Origin of the sequence: Pseudomonas sp. NPDC090592 (assembly GCF_044769185.1) — a bacterium.
GTDB lineage: Bacteria > Pseudomonadota > Gammaproteobacteria > Pseudomonadales > Pseudomonadaceae > Aquipseudomonas.
Genome location: NZ_JBIVXJ010000030.1, coordinates 28805 through 45126, shown reverse-complemented (window position 1 = coordinate 45126; position 16322 = coordinate 28805). Strand labels below are relative to the sequence as shown.

At 64.7% G+C, this 16322-nt stretch carries 15 protein-coding genes; 4 read left to right on the top strand and 11 right to left on the bottom strand.

Features of this window, described 5'->3' with window-relative positions; all coding sequences use genetic code 11:
* Positions 1 to 23: 23 nt before the first annotated feature.
* Positions 24 to 2450 carry a TonB-dependent receptor gene (locus ACIQUI_RS22860; RefSeq protein ID WP_403202942.1) on the bottom strand — a complete coding sequence of 809 codons (2427 nt, stop codon included), beginning with the start codon at positions 2448 to 2450 and terminating at the stop codon, positions 24 to 26.
* A gap of 226 nt (positions 2451 to 2676) precedes the next feature.
* Positions 2677 to 3801 (bottom strand): sigma-70 family RNA polymerase sigma factor, encoded by a 1125-nt coding sequence (locus ACIQUI_RS22855; RefSeq protein ID WP_403202893.1) that lies wholly within the window; start codon positions 3799 to 3801, stop codon positions 2677 to 2679.
* 134 nt (positions 3802 to 3935) lie between these two features.
* Here ACIQUI_RS22855 and ACIQUI_RS22850 point away from each other — a divergent pair, with 134 nt between their 5' ends.
* The gene (locus ACIQUI_RS22850; protein WP_403202891.1) at positions 3936 to 4418 is read left to right on the top strand and encodes an LEA type 2 family protein; all 483 of its coding nucleotides are present in this window, start codon (positions 3936 to 3938) and stop codon (positions 4416 to 4418) included.
* Positions 4419 to 4436: 18 nt separating this feature from the next.
* Here the strand turns inward: ACIQUI_RS22850 and ACIQUI_RS22845 are convergent, their stop codons facing one another.
* Complete coding sequence (locus tag ACIQUI_RS22845; protein WP_403202889.1) at positions 4437 to 4700, bottom strand: hypothetical protein; 264 nt, start codon at positions 4698 to 4700, stop codon at positions 4437 to 4439.
* A gap of 129 nt (positions 4701 to 4829) precedes the next feature.
* On the opposite strand from ACIQUI_RS22845, the gene ACIQUI_RS22840 reads away from it, so the two are divergent.
* Positions 4830 to 5150 (top strand): YqjD family protein, encoded by a 321-nt coding sequence (locus ACIQUI_RS22840; protein ID WP_403202887.1) that lies wholly within the window; start codon positions 4830 to 4832, stop codon positions 5148 to 5150.
* Between the two features lie 21 nt (positions 5151 to 5171).
* Here ACIQUI_RS22840 and ACIQUI_RS22835 read toward each other — a convergent pair whose 3' ends face one another.
* Positions 5172 to 5789: a tRNA-(ms[2]io[6]A)-hydroxylase gene (locus ACIQUI_RS22835; RefSeq protein ID WP_012271474.1), complete on the bottom strand. Its 618-nt coding sequence runs from the start codon at positions 5787 to 5789 to the stop codon at positions 5172 to 5174.
* A 157-nt stretch (positions 5790 to 5946) separates the two neighbouring features.
* On the opposite strand from ACIQUI_RS22835, the gene ACIQUI_RS22830 reads away from it, so the two are divergent.
* Entirely contained in the window at positions 5947 to 6810 is an 864-nt protein-coding gene (locus ACIQUI_RS22830) for a universal stress protein (protein WP_403202884.1), read from the top strand.
* A 187-nt stretch (positions 6811 to 6997) separates the two neighbouring features.
* Here ACIQUI_RS22830 and ACIQUI_RS22825 read toward each other — a convergent pair whose 3' ends face one another.
* The 7 genes from ACIQUI_RS22825 to fepB all read right to left on the bottom strand — a co-directional run bounded on the left by ACIQUI_RS22825 (position 6998) and on the right by fepB (position 15397).
* Positions 6998 to 7201 carry a formate dehydrogenase subunit delta gene (locus ACIQUI_RS22825; protein ID WP_403202882.1) on the bottom strand — a complete coding sequence of 68 codons (204 nt, stop codon included), beginning with the start codon at positions 7199 to 7201 and terminating at the stop codon, positions 6998 to 7000.
* Positions 7198 to 10080 (bottom strand): formate dehydrogenase subunit alpha, encoded by a 2883-nt coding sequence (gene fdhF / locus ACIQUI_RS22820; protein WP_403202881.1) that lies wholly within the window; start codon positions 10078 to 10080, stop codon positions 7198 to 7200. Before fdhF ends, ACIQUI_RS22825 begins: the two co-directional genes overlap by 4 nt.
* Positions 10077 to 11636 carry a formate dehydrogenase beta subunit gene (locus ACIQUI_RS22815; protein WP_403202879.1) on the bottom strand — a complete coding sequence of 520 codons (1560 nt, stop codon included), beginning with the start codon at positions 11634 to 11636 and terminating at the stop codon, positions 10077 to 10079. The genes fdhF and ACIQUI_RS22815 overlap by 4 nt, the downstream gene beginning before the upstream one ends.
* On the bottom strand, positions 11630 to 12112 hold the full coding sequence (locus ACIQUI_RS22810; RefSeq protein ID WP_403202877.1) for a formate dehydrogenase subunit gamma: 483 nt from the start codon (positions 12110 to 12112) through the stop codon (positions 11630 to 11632). The genes ACIQUI_RS22815 and ACIQUI_RS22810 overlap by 7 nt, the downstream gene beginning before the upstream one ends.
* A 350-nt stretch (positions 12113 to 12462) precedes the next feature.
* Positions 12463 to 13494, bottom strand: a complete 1032-nt coding sequence (locus tag ACIQUI_RS22805; RefSeq protein ID WP_403202940.1) for a FecCD family ABC transporter permease — start codon at positions 13492 to 13494, stop codon at positions 12463 to 12465.
* Positions 13491 to 14495: a FecCD family ABC transporter permease gene (locus ACIQUI_RS22800; protein WP_403202875.1), complete on the bottom strand. Its 1005-nt coding sequence runs from the start codon at positions 14493 to 14495 to the stop codon at positions 13491 to 13493. Before ACIQUI_RS22800 ends, ACIQUI_RS22805 begins: the two co-directional genes overlap by 4 nt.
* 2 nt (positions 14496 to 14497) lie before the next feature.
* Positions 14498 to 15397 (bottom strand): Fe2+-enterobactin ABC transporter substrate-binding protein, encoded by a 900-nt coding sequence (gene fepB / locus ACIQUI_RS22795; RefSeq protein WP_403202874.1) that lies wholly within the window; start codon positions 15395 to 15397, stop codon positions 14498 to 14500.
* Between the two features lie 109 nt (positions 15398 to 15506).
* Between fepB and ACIQUI_RS22790 the strand changes: the two genes are divergently transcribed.
* On the top strand, positions 15507 to 16310 hold the full coding sequence (locus tag ACIQUI_RS22790; RefSeq protein WP_403202872.1) for an ABC transporter ATP-binding protein: 804 nt from the start codon (positions 15507 to 15509) through the stop codon (positions 16308 to 16310).
* Positions 16311 to 16322 lie beyond the last annotated feature (12 nt).

Here is a 16322-nt window from a genome sequence, read left to right as displayed (position 1 = left end):
GGGGCCAGAGCAGGCAATACCAATCAGTAAGCCATGCTCCAGGTCAGGGTGTAGGTCCGCCCGCGCCCCTGGTAGTCATACAGGTAGGCCGGCCCGTAGGTTGGCGAATAGAACAGCGTCGCACGCTGCCCCCAGACCGTGCTGTACTGCTTGTCCAGCAGGTTCTGGATACCGGCGCTGAAAGTGCCGAAGCCGGTGTCCTGGCTGCCCAGCAGGTCGAAGGTGGTGTAGCCGTCGATCTCGTGGTCGGCATCGTCCTTCAGGCTGAAAGCATGGTTGGCCTGCAGCCGCGCGCTGCGGCCATCGCCCTTCCAGCCGACGAATGCAGTGGCCTTGGACAACGAGGCATAACGGGCATCGCGCTTGATCCAGCCGCCATCGGCAGCCTCTTCTTCAGAGCGGGTCAGGTGCAAGGTCCCCCCCGCCTCCCAGCCGGTCTGGAAGTGTCGGGTCAATGCACCTTCAAAGCCAAAATCGCGGCTCTTCTGCTCTTCCACGTTGATCGTCAGCGTTTGCGAATCGACGTTGATGATCTTGTCCGACCAGATGTAGTACAGCGCCGCCTGGGCATCCCAATCCAGGTCGGCATAGCGCCAGCCCAGTTCCACCTGGCGGCTCTTGATACCGGCCAGCGGGTTGTCGGCCACGCTCAGGCCCGGCTTGCCGTAGTACTTGGCCGGGTCCGGCAGGTCGAAGCCTTCGCCGTAGTTGGTCCACACCTGGTGACCGTTCTTGAAGTCGTAGATGGCACCGACATTGAACAGGTTGACCTGGTAATCGTTGCTGCCGCCGGGCACGCCCTTGAAGTCGCTGACGTCCACGTCCATCTGCTGGCGACGGGCGCCGCCCGAAACGGTGAGGTTGTCGGTGGCGTGCCAGTCCAGTTGGGCATACATCGACACACCATCGACGCGGTAGCTCGGGTAGCGCGGGGCCTTGCTGTCCTTTTCCATCTCCAGCCCGCCCGACTCGGACGAGGTCAGGGCGTTGAACGTGGTCTGCTCGGCATTGAAACGCTCACGGTCCAGGTCGACGCCGTAGGTCAGCTTCAGCGTGTCCCACTGCTTGGCAAACAGGCCCTTGAGGCTGGTGACCTCGAAGTTCTGCTGCGAGGCGGCGAAGTACACCCCGCGCGATCCGGTGGGCGTGGCGCGGTTGTAGTACGGGAACGGGTAGAAGTTGTCGTCTTCCTTGCGGTACGAGGCCTGCAGGTAGAAGTCCTGGCCCAGCACGTCGGCGTGGTGGTAGTTGGCGTTGAGCAGCAAGCGCCGGGTGCGCGGTTCCAGGTCGGACGAGTAACCGCTACGCAGTTCAGCGTCCTCCAGGTCGGACGGTGCGTTGTAGTTGAGGTTGGGGAAGTAAATGCCAGTGCTGCCGTGGTTGCCCGAGTCGTAGTACTGGGCCAGCAGGTCGAGGCTCTGCTGGTCATTCAACTGCAACCCCAGGGTGCCGAGCACGTCGATGGTGCGGTTGTACTGCAAATCGGTCTGGGTGTTGTCGATGAAAATCTGATCACCGGCACCGTCGTAGAAGGCTTCGTTCTGCTCGCCGGAAATACCCAGCCGGGCATTGACCCGCTCGTTGCCGCCGCTGATCGACTGGGCGAAGCGGGTGGCCAGGTCGTCGCTGTTGTTGAAGCCGCTGCTGGCGCCCAGCTGGGTTTCGAAGCGCGCCGGGCCGGGCTCGCCCTTCTTGGTCACGATGTTGATGATACCGCCAGTGGCCCCGCCGCCGTAGATGGCGCTGGCGCCAGACAATACTTCCACACGCTCGACGTTGAACGGCGAAATGCTGTCGAACTGGCGCGACAGGCCGCGCGAGCTGTTCTGGCTGACCCCGTCGATCATCACCAGCACGTTACGCCCGCGCATGTTCTGGCCATAGTTGGTGCGCCCTTCCGGCGCCAGGTCAAGGCCCGGTACCAGCTTGCCGATGGCTTCCTTCAGGCTGACGCCGCTGTCGATCTGCTCGCGCAGCTGCTGCTGGTCGACCACCCAGACAGTACCGGGGATTTCGCTGATGGCGGTGCTGGTGCGCGAGGCCACGCTGACTTCGATCGGTTTGAGGTTGACCGCCTGTGGCGCTGTATCGGCCTTGCGCAGGGTTACGGTGCGGGCGTCGCTGAAATGCCAGCTCATGCCGCTGCCTGCCAGCAACTCCTGCAGCGCCTGCTCGACGCTGTAGCTGCCGTGCAAGGCCGGGCTGGCAACGCCTGCAACATCGCCTGTGGTGAACAGCAAGTGCAGGCCGGCCTGGTCGGCGAAGGTGGTCAGGGCCTGGTCCAGCGGCTGGGCCGGCAGGTCGAGCTGAACCTGGCGAGCCTGTATCTGGGCCTGTTCGGCAGTGGTCGCGGCCAATGCATGCAGGGGGCCGAGCAGCATGGCCAGGGCACTGCAGGACATCAAGGTGTGGTGAAGAGGACCGCGACGGCGGTACAAGGGCTTGAGCATCAGAGGCACGAAAGAGCTTCCTGACAAGTCGTAAATGAGAATGGGTTGCTGATCAGTCCCACTACGACGATCTGGCTTGCAGGAACTTGCAGTGCCAAATGAAATTATTTTTCCTGTGCTGGCCTCTTCGCGGGCATGCCCGCTCCCACAGGTGCGCCACAGAGCTCGACAGAGGTGTTGGACCTGTGGAAGCGGGCGAGCCCGCGAAGAGGCCGGCACAGGCGAATCAATGCACCACAGCCAGCCACGGCAGATAGGTAACCTTCAGCCCATACCGCTGCTCAAGCGTGCGCAGCAGTGCCTCAGGCTCGTCAAGGTCAAACACCCCACTCACCTCCATCGCCGCCAGCTTGCTATCGGACAGCACGATGCGCCCCTGCCGGTAGCGTTCAAGCTCGGTCAGCACCTGCCCCAGCGGTTTGCCATTGAAGATCAGCTTGCCGCGCTGCCAGGCCATCTGCGCACCGGCATCGGCCGCCACCGCCAGCTCATGTTCGCCAACTTTGGCTTCACCGCGTGCCAACACCACGCGGCCATCGCGGCGTACGCTGAAGGTAGCGGCACCACCCTGCACACGCTCACCCGCCGTCTCGACCACGAACGGCCGGGCATCATCAGTGGTCTCGAACAGGGCTTCACCGGCATCCAGCACCACCCGGCGTTCGTGCTCGTTGAACACCACACTCAGCGCACTGGCGCTGTTCAGCGTCACCCGCGTGCCGTCCGCCAGGTTAATTACCTGCCGCTCACCCACCGCGGTGTGGTAGTCCGCCAGCAGCATCGGTGCCTGCTGCCAACCCGCCACCGCGGCGACCAGCAACACCACAGAGGCAGCCACACCGGCCTGCTTGAGCCAGTCACGACAATGGCGCAGGGCCTGGCCGATATATTTGGCCACCATGCTCTCGGACACCCCCAGCCGCTGTGCAACCTGTGCCTGGGTCAGGCCCTCGACGCGGTTCAGCAGCAACGCCTGACGGGCTTTGTCGGGCAGTTCCAGCAGCGCATCGTCGAGGATTCGCAGGCGCTCCCGAGCCAGCAATGTCGCCTCGGGCGCTGGCGCCGGGCAAGCCAGTTCACCCGCCCCGTCACAGTCGTCGTGGCTGGCGGCGAGGCGCTGCTCGCGGCGCAGGGCATCGATTGCCAGGTTACCGGCCACACGGAAGATGAAGCTGCGGGCGTGCAACACCGGCAGCGCCTGCTCATCGATCTTGACCAGTTTGAGGTAGGTTTCCTGCGCCACGTCGGCGGCGCGCTGGCGGTCGCTCATGCGCCGGGTCAGAAACTGGAGCAGGTCGTCGTAGTGCTCCTGGAAACTCGCCAGCAGCCCCGACACGGGTGACGTCAGCATGGGTTTGGAAGCAGCCAGTAAGAGGGGTTATCGGGCGTTAATGAGAAACAGTATCTTTCATCTGAAGGGATACTTTCAACGCCGACGCGCATTTGCCACACTGACCGTTCGTTTACTTCGGCAAGGTCGCCCTCATGACTGCCCGTCCATACCGCTACGCCCGGTGGCTTCTTGTGCTGCTGATGACTTATGCCCTGGCCGCCTGCGCACTGTTCCAGCCCCGTGACCCCGTCAACATCAGCGTAATCGGCATCGAGCCGCTGCCCGGGCAGGAACTGGAGCTGCGCATGGCAGTGAAAATGCGGGTGCAAAACCCCAACGAATCGCCCATCGACTACAACGGCATCGCCGTGAACCTGGAAGTGAACGGCCAGCCGCTGGCCGCCGGGGTCAGCGACCAGCAGGGGCACATTGGCCGTTATGACGAAGCGGTGATCGTGGTGCCGGTGAGCATCACGGCGTTTTCCTTCCTGCGCCAGGCCTACGGGCTGGGCAAGGCGCAATCGCTGCAGGGCTTGCCCTACAAACTGCGCGGCAAACTGGCGGGCGGGTTGCTGGGCACCGTGCGCTTTACCGACGAGGGCAAGCTGGACCTGCCCAAGGGTGCCTACTGGTAAGCACCCGGCGGGGTGTATTCAGCGGTTGGCGCTGGCGGCGGCCATCAGCTTGTTGACTTCGCTGCGCACCATGCTGGCGTATTCGGGCGGCGACATGCCGTCCAGCTCGGCGCGCACCCACTCGGCCCATTTGCCCTTGCGTCGTGGCTTTTCGGCAATCAGCCGGGCCGCATCGCCCTTGGCCTTGCCCAGGTTGTTCTGCCACATCTCGAACAGCCGCGCCTTCTCTGCCTCGATCTGCGCCCGTTCCTCGAAGCTCATGTTGGCCAGATTGAAACTCATGAAGGTACCTGCAGGTTTGAAAATGGCCGCTATCTTACACCCAGGCAACGCAACATCGGAAAGCCGGCGCAACTTTCCCGACGCGGCGGCATCCATTGTTCAAACCACCCCATCGACGAGGACGAGTTCATGGCCCGCAAAAACGCCACACAGGCCGACAGTGACCAGATCAAGGACCAGGTATTCAGCGAGCTGCAGTCGCTGATCGAAGAATCGGAAAAACTGCTGACCGACAGCGCTTCCCTGGTAGGCGAAGAAGCTGAAACCCTGCGCGCGCAGGTGAGCCTCAAACTGAAGCAGGCACGCCAGGCCGCTGGCAATGTGCGGGACAAGGCGCAACCGGTGGTGGACGCCACCCAGGACTACATCGGTGGCCACCCCTGGCAGACCGTGGCCATTTCAGCCGGCCTGGGCCTGGTGGTGGGCCTGCTGCTGGGCCGGCGCAACTGAAGCCTGGCCGCCTGGTGCGAATCAGGCGGCCAGTGCCTGCGGGATACCGCTGTGGAAGCGCAGTTCCTGGTCTGGTGACTGGATCAGCTCCATTTCTGCAGCGCGTACCAGTTCAACCCGGCGGGCAATGTCCGCCTCATCACCATAGTTGTGCGCCAGTTTCAGGTAACCCTGGTAATGGCGCGCTTCGCTTTTCAGCAGGCCGTGATAGAAGCGGCCCAGCTCTTCATCCAGGTGCGGCACCAACGCGGCAAAGCGCTCGCAGCTGCGTGCCTCGATGAACGCTCCCACCACCAGCGTATCCACCAGTTTCACCGGCTCATGGGCGCGCACCAGGCGGCGCAGCCCCGACGCATAGCGCCCCGCCGATACCGGGCGCAGTGGCACACCACGGCGTTTCATCAGGCGCAGCACCTGCTCGTGGTGCACCAGCTCCTCACGGGCCAGGCGCGACATCATGTTGATCAGGTCGAGGTGGGTATTGTACTTGGCCATCAGGCTCAAGGCGGTGCTGGCGGCCTTGAACTCGCAGTTCTTGTGGTCGATCAACAGGGTTTCCTGGTCGGCGAGCGCCGCTTCGATCCAGGCGTCTGGCGTCGGGCAACCAAGAAAGGCGTCGATTTCGGGGATCAGGGACATAAGCGTGCAACCACTCAGAACAGGCAGGGCTGGCGATTATACCGGCGGCGGCGGGCGGCGCCAGTGACTATGCTTGTTGATGTACATCAAGCGCCAGCGGGGGGCGCGCCGACTATAGTCAGGCATTGGTCGCCACCTTTGAAGGGAGCTAACGCCCATGCAAGCCGTCCGCAGCATCCTCGTCGTCCTCGACCCCGAGCACGCCCACAGCCGGGCGCTGACCCGGGCCAAGCTGATCGCCGGCGTCACCGGCGCACGCCTGCACCTGCTGATGTGCGACAAGCGGCATGAGCACAGTGCGCTGCTGAGCCTGTTGCGCAGCCAGCTGCACGATGACGGCTACGACAATGTCACCTATGAAGAGGCCTGGCGCGACAACCTGCACGACACCATCGTCCACGTGCAGCAAGCCGAGGGCTGCGAGCTGGTGATCAAGGAACACCGCCCGGACAACCCGCTGAAAAAAGCCCTGCTCACCCCCAGTGACTGGAAGCTGCTGCGCCAATGCCCGTGTGCCGTGCTGATGGTCAAGAGCGAGCGGCCATGGACCGGCGGCAAGATCCTGGCTGCGGTGGACGTGGGCAACCAGGACGAAGACCACCGCCGCCTGCATGCCAGCATCATTGACCATGGGTTTGAGATTGCCAAGCTGGCCAAGGGCGAATTGCATGTCGTCAGTGCCCACCCGTCACCGATGCTATCGGCCTCGGACCCGGCTTATCAGCTGAGCGAGACCATCGAAAAACGGTACCGCGAAGCGTGCAAGGCATTCCAGGCCGAGTACGACATCAGCGATGAGCGCCTGCATGTGGCTGAAGGGCCGGCGGATGTGCTGATCCCGCATTTCGAACAGCAGCTCGATGCCGTGGTGACGGTGATCGGCACCGTGTGCCGCACGGGGATTACCGGAGCGTTGATTGGTAATACGTCGGAGGTGGTGCTGGATTCGCTTGAGTGTGATGTGCTGGTGCTCAAGAGCGAAGAAGCCATCGCGCACCAGGCCGAATTAGCCCGAGGCTGAAGCAGACGCGATCTATGTGGGAGCGGCCTTGTGTCGCGAAAGGGCCGCAAAGCGGCCCCAGATATCAGCATCGATGCAGAAATTGCTGGGGCCGCTTTGCGGCCCTTTCGCGACACAAGGCCGCTCCCACAGGGGCAGTGCAGCCTTCAGGTTCTGCGCAAGACAGTTGCACCCTTAAAGGTCGTCTCTACGCCAACGCCTCGCGCACCTTCGGGTCCAGCCCCTCCCCTTGATTGGCTGCAATCCACTCTGCCAGCTGCCGACGCATCGCCGGGGTCCAGAAGCTGTGCAAATGCTGGCGCACCCCCTGCACCGCCAGCGCCCGGTCCGGCTCGCTGTCAAAGTAATGGGCAATCTGGTTGGCCATCTTGACCAGGTTGTCGCTGCTCATCGGCGCACCTCGGCTTGCTCCGTTGTGCGACGTTCCTTCAGCAGGCGCCGCTGTTCATCACTGAAGTCCTGATAACGTTTCTGCCATTGCGAAGGCTGGAACACCTTCACCACCTCCACCGCCGTCACCTTGTATTCCGGGCAGTTGGTGGCCCAGTCGGAGTTGTCGGTGGTGATCACGTTGGCGCCCGACTCGGGGAAGTGGAAGGTGGTGTAGACCACCCCCGGCGCCACCCGGGCGCTGACCTTGGCGCGCAGTACAGTCTGCCCGGCACGGCTGCCAATGCCCACCCAGTCACCGTCCTCAATGCCACGGCTTTCGGCGTCGGCGGGATGGATTTCCAGGCGGTCGGCATCATGCCAGGCCACGTTGCCGGTGCGCCGGGTCTGGGCGCCGACGTTGTACTGGCTAAGAATGCGCCCGGTGGTCAACAGCAACGGGTAGCGGTTGTTGACCTTTTCGTCGGTGGGCACGTAACCGGTGAGCATGAAGCGCCCCTTGCCACGGACGAACTGGTCGATGTGCATGGTCGGCGTGCCGTCGGGCGCAGCATCGTTACACGGCCACTGCAAACTGCCATGACGGTCGATCTCGGCGTAGCTGACGCGGCGGAACGTGGGCGTAAGGCGTGCGATCTCGTCCATGATCTCGGACGGGTGACGATAGTTCATCGGGTAGCCCAAGGCATTGGCCAGGGCCACGGTGGCTTCCCAATCGGCCTTGCCGGCCAGCGGTTGCATGACTTTGCGCACCCGCGAAATACGCCGCTCGGCATTGGTGAAGGTGCCGTCCTTTTCCAGGAACGAGCTGCCCGGCAGGAACACATGGGCGAACTTGGCCGTTTCGTTGAGGAAGATGTCCTGTACCACCACGCATTCCATGGCGTGCAACGCCGCCGTGACATGCTGGGTGTTGGGGTCGCTTTGGGCGATGTCCTCGCCCTGGCAATACAGGGCCTTGAAGCTGCCATCCAGCGCGGCTTCGAACATGTTGGGGATACGCAGGCCCGGGTCAGGTTGCAGGGTCACACCCCAGGCACGCTCAAACTCGGCGCGCACATTCTCGTTGGAAATATGCCGGTAGCCGGGCAGCTCGTGCGGGAACGAACCCATGTCGCATGAGCCCTGCACGTTGTTCTGTCCGCGCAGCGGGTTCACCCCTACCCCTTCGCGGCCGATGTTGCCGGTGGCCATGGCCAGGTTGGCGATGCCCATCACGGCGGTACTGCCTTGGCTGTGCTCGGTCACGCCCAGGCCGTAGTAGATCGCCGCGTTACCGCCAGTGGCATATAGCCGGGCGGCGGCGCGGATCTGCTCGGCAGGCACGCCGCAGACCGGGCCAAGTACTTCAGGTGCGTTGTCGGCCTGGCTGACGAAATCGCGCCAGTGGGCAAAGTCTTCGGTTTCGCAGCGGGCATCGATGAAGCGCTGGGCCAACAGGCCTTCGGTGACGATCACGTGGGCCAGGGCGTTGAGCATGGCGACGTTGGTACCCGGGCGCAATTGCAGGTGCAAGTCGGCGCGGGCATGGGGCGAGTCGACCAGGTCGATGCGACGTGGGTCGATCACGATCAGCCGCGCGCCTTGGCGCAGCCGACGCTTGAGTTGCGAGCCAAACACCGGGTGGGCGTCGGTGGGGTTGGCGCCGATCACCAGCACAACGTCGGCCTGCATCACCGAGTCGAAGCTTTGCGTGCCCGCCGACTCACCCAGGGTTTGCTTCAGGCCATAGCCGGTGGGCGAGTGGCATACCCGCGCGCAGGTATCGACGTTATTGTTGCCGAATGCCGTGCGTACCAGTTTTTGCACCAGGTAAGCTTCTTCGTTGGTGCAGCGGCTGGAGGTGATGCCGCCGATGGAATCACGCCCGTACTTCAGCTGGATGCGGCGGAACTCAGTGGCAGCGTAGGTCACCGCTTCGTCCCAGCTCACCTCCTGCCAGGGGTCTTCCAGGCGCTTGCGAATCATCGGCTTGGTGATGCGGTCCGGGTGGGTGGCGTAGCCCCAGGCAAAGCGGCCCTTGACGCAGGCGTGGCCATGGTTGGCGCCGCCGTTCTTGTCCGGGACCATGCGCACCAGCTGGTCGCCTTTCATTTCGGCGCGGAACGAACAACCGACCCCGCAGTAGGCGCAGGTGGTGATCACCGAACGCTCGGGCTGGCCGAGCTTTAGCAGGCTCTTTTCGGTCAGGGTTGCAGTCGGGCAAGCCTGCACGCAAGCCCCACACGACACGCACTCGGAAGCCAGGAAATTGTCACCGCCGGCCGCCGCCACCCGCGATTCAAAGCCGCGCCCGGTGATGGTCAGGGCGAAGGTGCCCTGGATGTCTTCGCAGGCGCGCACGCAGCGGCTACAGACAATGCACTTGCTCGGCTCGTAGTCGAAGTACGGGTTGGAAACGTCCTTTTTCTCGGCCAGGTGGTTGGCACCGTCGTAGCCATAGCGCACCTCGCGCAGGCCCACTTGGCCGGCCACGGTCTGCAGTTCGCAGTTGCCGTTGGCCGAACAGGTCAGGCAGTCCAACGGGTGGTCGGAGATGTAAAGCTCCATCACGTTGCGACGCAGGCCGGCCAGGCGCGGGGTTTCGGTACGCACCACCATGCCTTCGCTGACCGGGGTGGTGCAGGAGGCCGGGTAGCCGCGCATGCCTTCGATTTCCACCATGCACAGGCGGCAGGAACCAAAGGCTTCAAGGCTGTCGGTGGCGCAGAGCCTGGGGATGCTGGTGCCGAGCATGGCGGCGGCGCGCATCACCGAAGTACCCGCAGGCACGCTGATGGCGCGGCCATCGATGCTCAGGCTGACCTGCACGTCGCTGTCACGGGCCGGCGTGCCGAGGTCGCTACTTTTATCAGAAGCCGGGTCGAAGAAATTGATCACTGCGCAGCCTCCATGGTGGTCAGCCCGAAATCGGCGGGGAAGTACTTGAGGGCGCTGGCCACAGGATAAGCGGTCATGCCGCCCATGGCGCACAGCGAGCCGTACTGCATGGTGTCGCACAGGTCGCGAAGCAGCAGGGCCTGATCGTGGCGTTCGGTGAAATCGCTGGTCGCGATCAACCGGTCGACCACTTCCATGCCGCGGGTTGAGCCGATGCGGCACGGGGTGCATTTGCCGCAGGATTCCTCCGCGCAGAACTGCAGGGCAAAGCGCGCCATGCTGGCCATGTTCAGGGTGTCGTCGGCCACCACCACACCGCCGTGGCCGAGCATCGCGCCCATGGCGGCGAAGGCTTCATAGTCCAGTGGGGTGTCGAAGTGGCTGGGGGGCACCCAGGCGCCGAGCGGGCCACCGACCTGCGCGGCCTTTAGCGGTCGGCCACTGGCTGTGCCACCGCCATAGCCCTCCACCAGCTCGCGCAGGGTCAGGCCGAATGCACGCTCCACCAGGCCACCCTGGCGGATGTTGCCAGCCAGCTGGAACGGCATGGTGCCCAGCGAGCGGCCCATGCCGAAATCGCGATAGAACGCCGCGCCTTTGGCCAGGATGATCGGCACCGACGCCAGGGTGAGTACGTTGTGCACCAGCGTGGGAAGGCCGAACAGGCCTTGCAACGCTGGCAGTGGAGGCTTGGCGCGGACGATGCCACGCTTGCCTTCGATGGACTCGAGCAATGCGGTTTCTTCGCCGCAGATATAAGCGCCGGCACCTACCCGCACTTCAAGCTCGAAGGCCTTGCCGCTGCCGGCTACGTCGCCACCCAGGTAGCCTGCGTCACGAGCGATGACGAGGGCCTGGCCGAGCATGCGAATGGCGTCGGGGTATTCCGAACGCACGTAGATGTAGCCCCTGTCGGCACCTACGGCGAGGCCGGCAATGATCATGCCTTCGATCAGCAGGAACGGGTCGCCTTCCATCAGCATGCGGTCGGCGAAGGTACCGGAGTCGCCCTCGTCGGCGTTGCACACCACGTATTTCTGCCCGGCAACAGCATCGCGCACGGTGCGCCATTTGATGCCGGCGGGGAACGCCGCACCGCCCCGACCACGCAGGCCGGAATCCAGCACGGCAGCGACCACATCGGCGCCGTTCATTGCCACGGCAGCCTCCAGGCCGGCGAAGCCTCCTTGTGTGCGGTAGTCATCCAGCGACAATGGGCGGGTGATGCCGGCGCGGGCGAACAACAGGCGCTGCTGGGTCTTCAGGTACGGGATTTCATCGACCGGGCCCAGCGCCAGCGAGTGGCCACCGGGCTCACCCGCCAAGGCATCCAGCAATGACGGTACATCCTGCGGGGTGAGCGGGCCGAAGCCCAGGCGCCCTTGGGCGCTGTCGCACTCCAGCAGTGGCTCCAGCCAATACAGGCCGCGGGAACTGGTGCGCCGGATATCCAGCGGCAACTGGCGCCGCTCGGCCTCGCGTTGCAAGGCCTCGGCAACCTGGTCGGCACCCACGGCGCAGGCCACCGAATCGCAGGGGATGTAAACCTTCAGCATGCTGCGTCCTCCCGGCAACCGTTTACCAATGCGCGCAGGCGCTCAGGGGTGAGCCGTGCATGCACCTTGCCGTCCAGTTCCAGCGCGGGTGAACAGGCGCAGGCGCCCAGGCAATACACCGGGCGCAGGCTGATGGCACCGTCGGCGCTGGTGCCGTGGTCGTCCAGTGCCAGCTGATCACGCAGTTGCGCGGCCAGGGCCTCGGCGCCGCGGCTCTGGCACGATTCGGCGCGGCACAGGCGCAGGGTGTGGCGCGCTGGCGGTGAAGTACGGAAGTCGTGGTAGAAGCTGATTACCCCACGCACCTCGGCCAGGCTGAGGTTCAGGGCATGGGCAATTTCGGGGATAGCGGCATCGGGGATGAAGCCGATGTCGTGCTGGATGGCATGCAGGATCGGCAACAGGGCGCCGGGGGCGTCCTTGTCGCGGGCCAGAATGCGCTGGATCGCGGGCAGGTGAAGCAGTTCATCAGGCATACAGCGGACCTCGGCATCACGGACCCTGCCTGAATTATTGTGGGGGCAGGTGTCCGGCGTGTTCTGCTGCGGCGCGCTGGCCACGTCACGGTTGCGCGGCGCTGACGGCCTCCTTGCCCAGGGCCGCGCATCTGCGCGCGCTGGTCCTTGGGCATCCTTCAAGCATGGCACTTGTTACGCAAGAGGGTTATGTGCGAGCGACCATGCAAAGCCTGAAACCGACCTGCGGTTGTGGGCCAAGGAGGCTCGCCTTGGGAAATTCAGGGCCTGGTAGATCGAGCGCCGCCCGCGCGGCGCTCGATCTCAAGAGCGAAAAAGCCCTAAAGCCGAACACCCCTGACAACTTGGCACTACCCCCGCCGCTGGGCGGTAATCAACCACAGCAAATAACAACCACCCAACACCCCGGTCACCAACCCGACTGGCAATTGCGCCGTCGCCGCCAGGCGCTGGCTCAGCCAGTCGGCTACCAGCAGCAACGCTGCGCCCATCAAGGCGGCGCACATCAGCGGCACCCCGGCGCTGCGCGTCAGCCGCCGTGCCAGTTGCGGCCCGGCCAGGGCAATAAAGGCAATTGGCCCAGCGGCGGCAGTGGCAATAGCGGTAAGGCCAACGGCGGCAAGTACCAGCCGCAACCGCGAACGCTCCACCGCCACCCCCAACTGGCTGGCCGTGCCATCGCCCATTTCCATCAGCGCCAGTTCACGCCCGTGCAGCAAAGCCACCGGCACGATCAGCGCGAGCCCCAACGCTGCCGGTAGCACATGGGCCCAGGTGCGGGTGTTGAGCGAACCGGCCAGCCACAGCTGGGCGAACAGTGCCTGGTCAAGGTCACCGGTGACGAGCAGCAGCTGGTTCAGGCCCGACAGCGTGGCGCCCATGCCAATACCTACCAGTACCAGCCGATAGCCCTGGCTGCCATGCCCTCGACGTGCCAGCAGCAGCACCAGCAATGCCGTGAGCATGCCAGCCGCCACCGCCGCCAATGCGGTGGCCAACGGCCCGGCATCAAACAGAATGATCTGCACAATGGCGCCACTCGCCGCACCGGTGGTAAAGCCGATGACATCGGGAGAGCCCAGCGGGTTGCGCGCGATCGACTGGAAGATCGCCCCGGCCATGCCCAGCGCCGCGCCCACCATCACCGCCGTGAGCACCCGCGGCAAACGCACGCGGTTGACAATGCGCTCCACCATCGCGTTGTCACCCTGCCCCAGCAGGCTGGCCAATACCTGGCCTGCACGAATCGGCAGGCTGCCTGTGCCCAGCAGCAGCACCGCCAGGCCCATCACCAGTAACGCCAACAGGCTACAGACCAGCACTGCACGCAGGCTGAAACGCAGGCTTAGCGGCCCACACCGGAACACCCGCAACCCCTTCACAGCTGGCATAGGCGAAACCTGCCGATCAGTACGATAAAGGCCGGCCCACCCAGCAACAGCGCCAAGGTTCCGGCCGCCAGCTCCGCGGGAGCTGCCAGCACCCGGCCAAGCAGATCGGCACCCAGCAGCAACAGGGCAGCGATCAAGGCTGCATACGGCAGCATGCGCCGGTAGTCCGGGCCAACCAGCAAGCGGGCCAGGTGTGGCGCCACCAGGCCGACGAAACCGATTGGCCCGGCAATGGCAGTAGCACTGCCGGCCAGCAACATCAGCGCCACGCAAGCCAACGCCCAGGTAAGACGCACATTCACCCCCAGCGCCCGGCCCAGGTCACGGCCAAGCGCCAGCGCGTTGAGCTGCGGCATCAAGGCTGCCGCCAGGGCCAGCCCCAAGGCGATGGCCAAGGTCGGCAACGGCAACGCCGCCGCACTGCTGCCCGCCAACGAGCCTGCCGCCCAGTTGCGAAAATGGTCGTAGACCTGCGGCGGGGTGTTGAGCACCACAATCGCCGTTAGCGAGGCCAGCAGCATGCTCAGCCCCGCCCCGGCCAGTACCAGCCGCACCGGGTTGCTGTCGCCAGCCCTCGCCTGGCCAAGCAGGAAAACGGCAACGCCGGCGATACCGGCACCCAGGAAGGCCAGTGGAATGTACTGGCTGACCTGGGTCAGGCCAAACAGCGCCACGCCAAGGATCACTGCCAGCGCAGCCCCGGCATTGACGCCCAGCAACCCGGGCTCGGCCAACGGGTTGCGCGTCAATGCCTGCATCACCGTGCCTGCCGCGCCCAGCGCCAGGCCTGCCAGCAGCGCCACCAGTGTGCGTGGCACGCGCAGCTCGCGCACGATCAGGTGCTCATCGTTATGCAGGTCGGGGTGGTAGAGGGCATCGAACACCACGCCAAAGGCAATCGGGTGCGAGCCGATCAACAGGCTCGCCAGCGCTGCCACCAACAGCAGCACCAGCCCTGCCAACAGCGCAGGGCGCAAGGTTTGGCCAGCCATGTTCAGCGGAAGTAGCCGGCAACGGTGTCGAGCATCTGCCGCCCGGAGTAGTAGTCGATGCGGAACGAACTGGGCCCCAGCGGGTACACGCGCTGGTGCTGCACCGCAGGCAGGTTGGCCAGCACCGGATCGTCGCGGAAGGCTTTAGCGTCGTTGTCGTCGGCGCTGAGCAGGAACACATCGGCATCACCAATGGCAGCGGCGAGGTTCTCGCGGGAAATGAACTGGAACTCGGTGGCGCGAATCACCTGCCCTGCCATGGCCTCAGGCAGCTCCCGCACCTGGAAGCCAAGGGCCGTCAGCAGCCGGGCTTGCGGGCTGAAGGTGCGGCCAATGGAATAACTGCCACCGATGTTGTAGCCGATCAGAACAACCGGCCTTGGCGAGGGCTGCAGGCGAGCTGCCGTTTCGCGGGTGTAATCGTCGAACTGCTGGATCACGGCCTTGGCCTGCTGTTGCAGCCCGGTGCGTGCGCCCAGTTCGGTGGCCAGTTCCTGCCAGGACTGGTTGGAGTAGTTCACCACCAGGGTTGGCACGCCCTGGGCCTTCAACTCCGCCAGGTGTGGCGCAGCGCTGTCCGCCCCGGTTGCAGATACCACCAGCAGGTCAGGCGCGCTGGCCACCACGGCCTCGATATCGAACTGCAGGTTGCGGTACAGCACCTGCACATCACGCTGGTCGGCCACCGCTGCCCACTGCGAGAAAAAGCCCTTGCCATCGGTCAGCCGGCTGGGCGTGGCGGCGGCGCTGGCCACCAGCGGAGCCTGCATGGCCAGCAGGATGCCGGTCACGCTCGGAGTGGTGGAAACGATGCGCGCAGGTGTGGCCGCTGCGGTCGGGATTACGCCAGCCAGCGTCAGGGCGACGGCGGCCAGTGCTGCACAAACTCGAAAACGCTTCATCGATGGGCTTCGCCTTGGAGGAGTCAGCTGCGCATGATAATACTTCTCATACAGATAATTCCATAATGTAGAATACGTTCCGCAAATTTCGTGTTGCCAAGGACCCACCATGAGCCCTCGCCTGCAAGCCCGCGCGCTGACCCTGCGCCGCGATAACCGAACGCTGTCGCACGACCTGTCGCTGGACATCCCCGATGGCGCCTTTACCGTGATTGTCGGCCCCAACGCCTGCGGCAAGTCGACCCTGCTGGCGGCGCTGTCACGGCTGTTGGCCCCCAGTTGCGGCCAGGTGCTGCTCGATGGCCAGGACATCCAGCAACGCCCCGCCAAGGACGTGGCCCGGCGCCTGGCCCTGTTGCCACAGAGCGCCAACGCACCGGACGGCATCCGCGTGGCCGAACTGGTCGCGCGCGGCCGCTTCCCGCACCAGCGCCTGTGGCAACAGTGGTCGGACGAGGATGAGCAGGCGGTACAGCGGGCGATGCATGCAACCGGCATCGAAGACCTTGCCGAACGGCCGCTGCAGGCGTTGTCTGGCGGCCAGCGTCAGCGCGTTTGGATTGCCATGGTCCTGGCGCAGGACACCCCACTGGTGCTGCTGGACGAGCCCACCACCTATCTGGACATTGCCCACCAGTTCGAATTGCTGGAGTTGCTGCGCGACCTGAACCGCCAGGGCCGTACCATCGTGGCGGTGCTGCATGACCTGAACCAGGCCTGCCGCTACGCCAGCCACCTGGTGGCCATGCGCGACGGCGCCATCGTTGCCCAGGGTGCGCCGGCAGAGATCTTTACCGAGGCGTTGGTGCAGCAGGTGTTCGGGCTGTCGGGGCTGGTGATCGACGACCCGGTGAGCGGTACGCCGATGCTGGTGCCGCGAGGGCGGCTTACCGAGGCCGGCAGAAACAAATAGTTCAGGCAGTAG

Excerpts from the sequence above, each read along its gene's own strand:
- ACIQUI_RS22860 (WP_403202942.1), bottom strand. The coding sequence starts at position 2,450 with ATGCTCAAGCCCTTGTACCGCCGTCGCGGTCCTCTTCACCACACCTTG.
- ACIQUI_RS22855 (WP_403202893.1), bottom strand. The coding sequence starts at position 3,801 with ATGCTGACGTCACCCGTGTCGGGGCTGCTGGCGAGTTTCCAGGAGCAC.
- ACIQUI_RS22850 (WP_403202891.1), top strand. The coding sequence starts at position 3,936 with ATGACTGCCCGTCCATACCGCTACGCCCGGTGGCTTCTTGTGCTGCTG.
- ACIQUI_RS22845 (WP_403202889.1), bottom strand. The coding sequence starts at position 4,700 with ATGAGTTTCAATCTGGCCAACATGAGCTTCGAGGAACGGGCGCAGATC.
- ACIQUI_RS22840 (WP_403202887.1), top strand. The coding sequence starts at position 4,830 with ATGGCCCGCAAAAACGCCACACAGGCCGACAGTGACCAGATCAAGGAC.
- ACIQUI_RS22835 (WP_012271474.1), bottom strand. The coding sequence starts at position 5,789 with ATGTCCCTGATCCCCGAAATCGACGCCTTTCTTGGTTGCCCGACGCCA.
- ACIQUI_RS22830 (WP_403202884.1), top strand. The coding sequence starts at position 5,947 with ATGCAAGCCGTCCGCAGCATCCTCGTCGTCCTCGACCCCGAGCACGCC.
- ACIQUI_RS22825 (WP_403202882.1), bottom strand. The coding sequence starts at position 7,201 with ATGAGCAGCGACAACCTGGTCAAGATGGCCAACCAGATTGCCCATTAC.
- ACIQUI_RS22815 (WP_403202879.1), bottom strand. The coding sequence starts at position 11,636 with ATGCTGAAGGTTTACATCCCCTGCGATTCGGTGGCCTGCGCCGTGGGT.
- ACIQUI_RS22810 (WP_403202877.1), bottom strand. The coding sequence starts at position 12,112 with ATGCCTGATGAACTGCTTCACCTGCCCGCGATCCAGCGCATTCTGGCC.
- ACIQUI_RS22800 (WP_403202875.1), bottom strand. The coding sequence starts at position 14,495 with ATGGCTGGCCAAACCTTGCGCCCTGCGCTGTTGGCAGGGCTGGTGCTG.
- fepB (WP_403202874.1), bottom strand. The coding sequence starts at position 15,397 with ATGAAGCGTTTTCGAGTTTGTGCAGCACTGGCCGCCGTCGCCCTGACG.
- ACIQUI_RS22790 (WP_403202872.1), top strand. The coding sequence starts at position 15,507 with ATGAGCCCTCGCCTGCAAGCCCGCGCGCTGACCCTGCGCCGCGATAAC.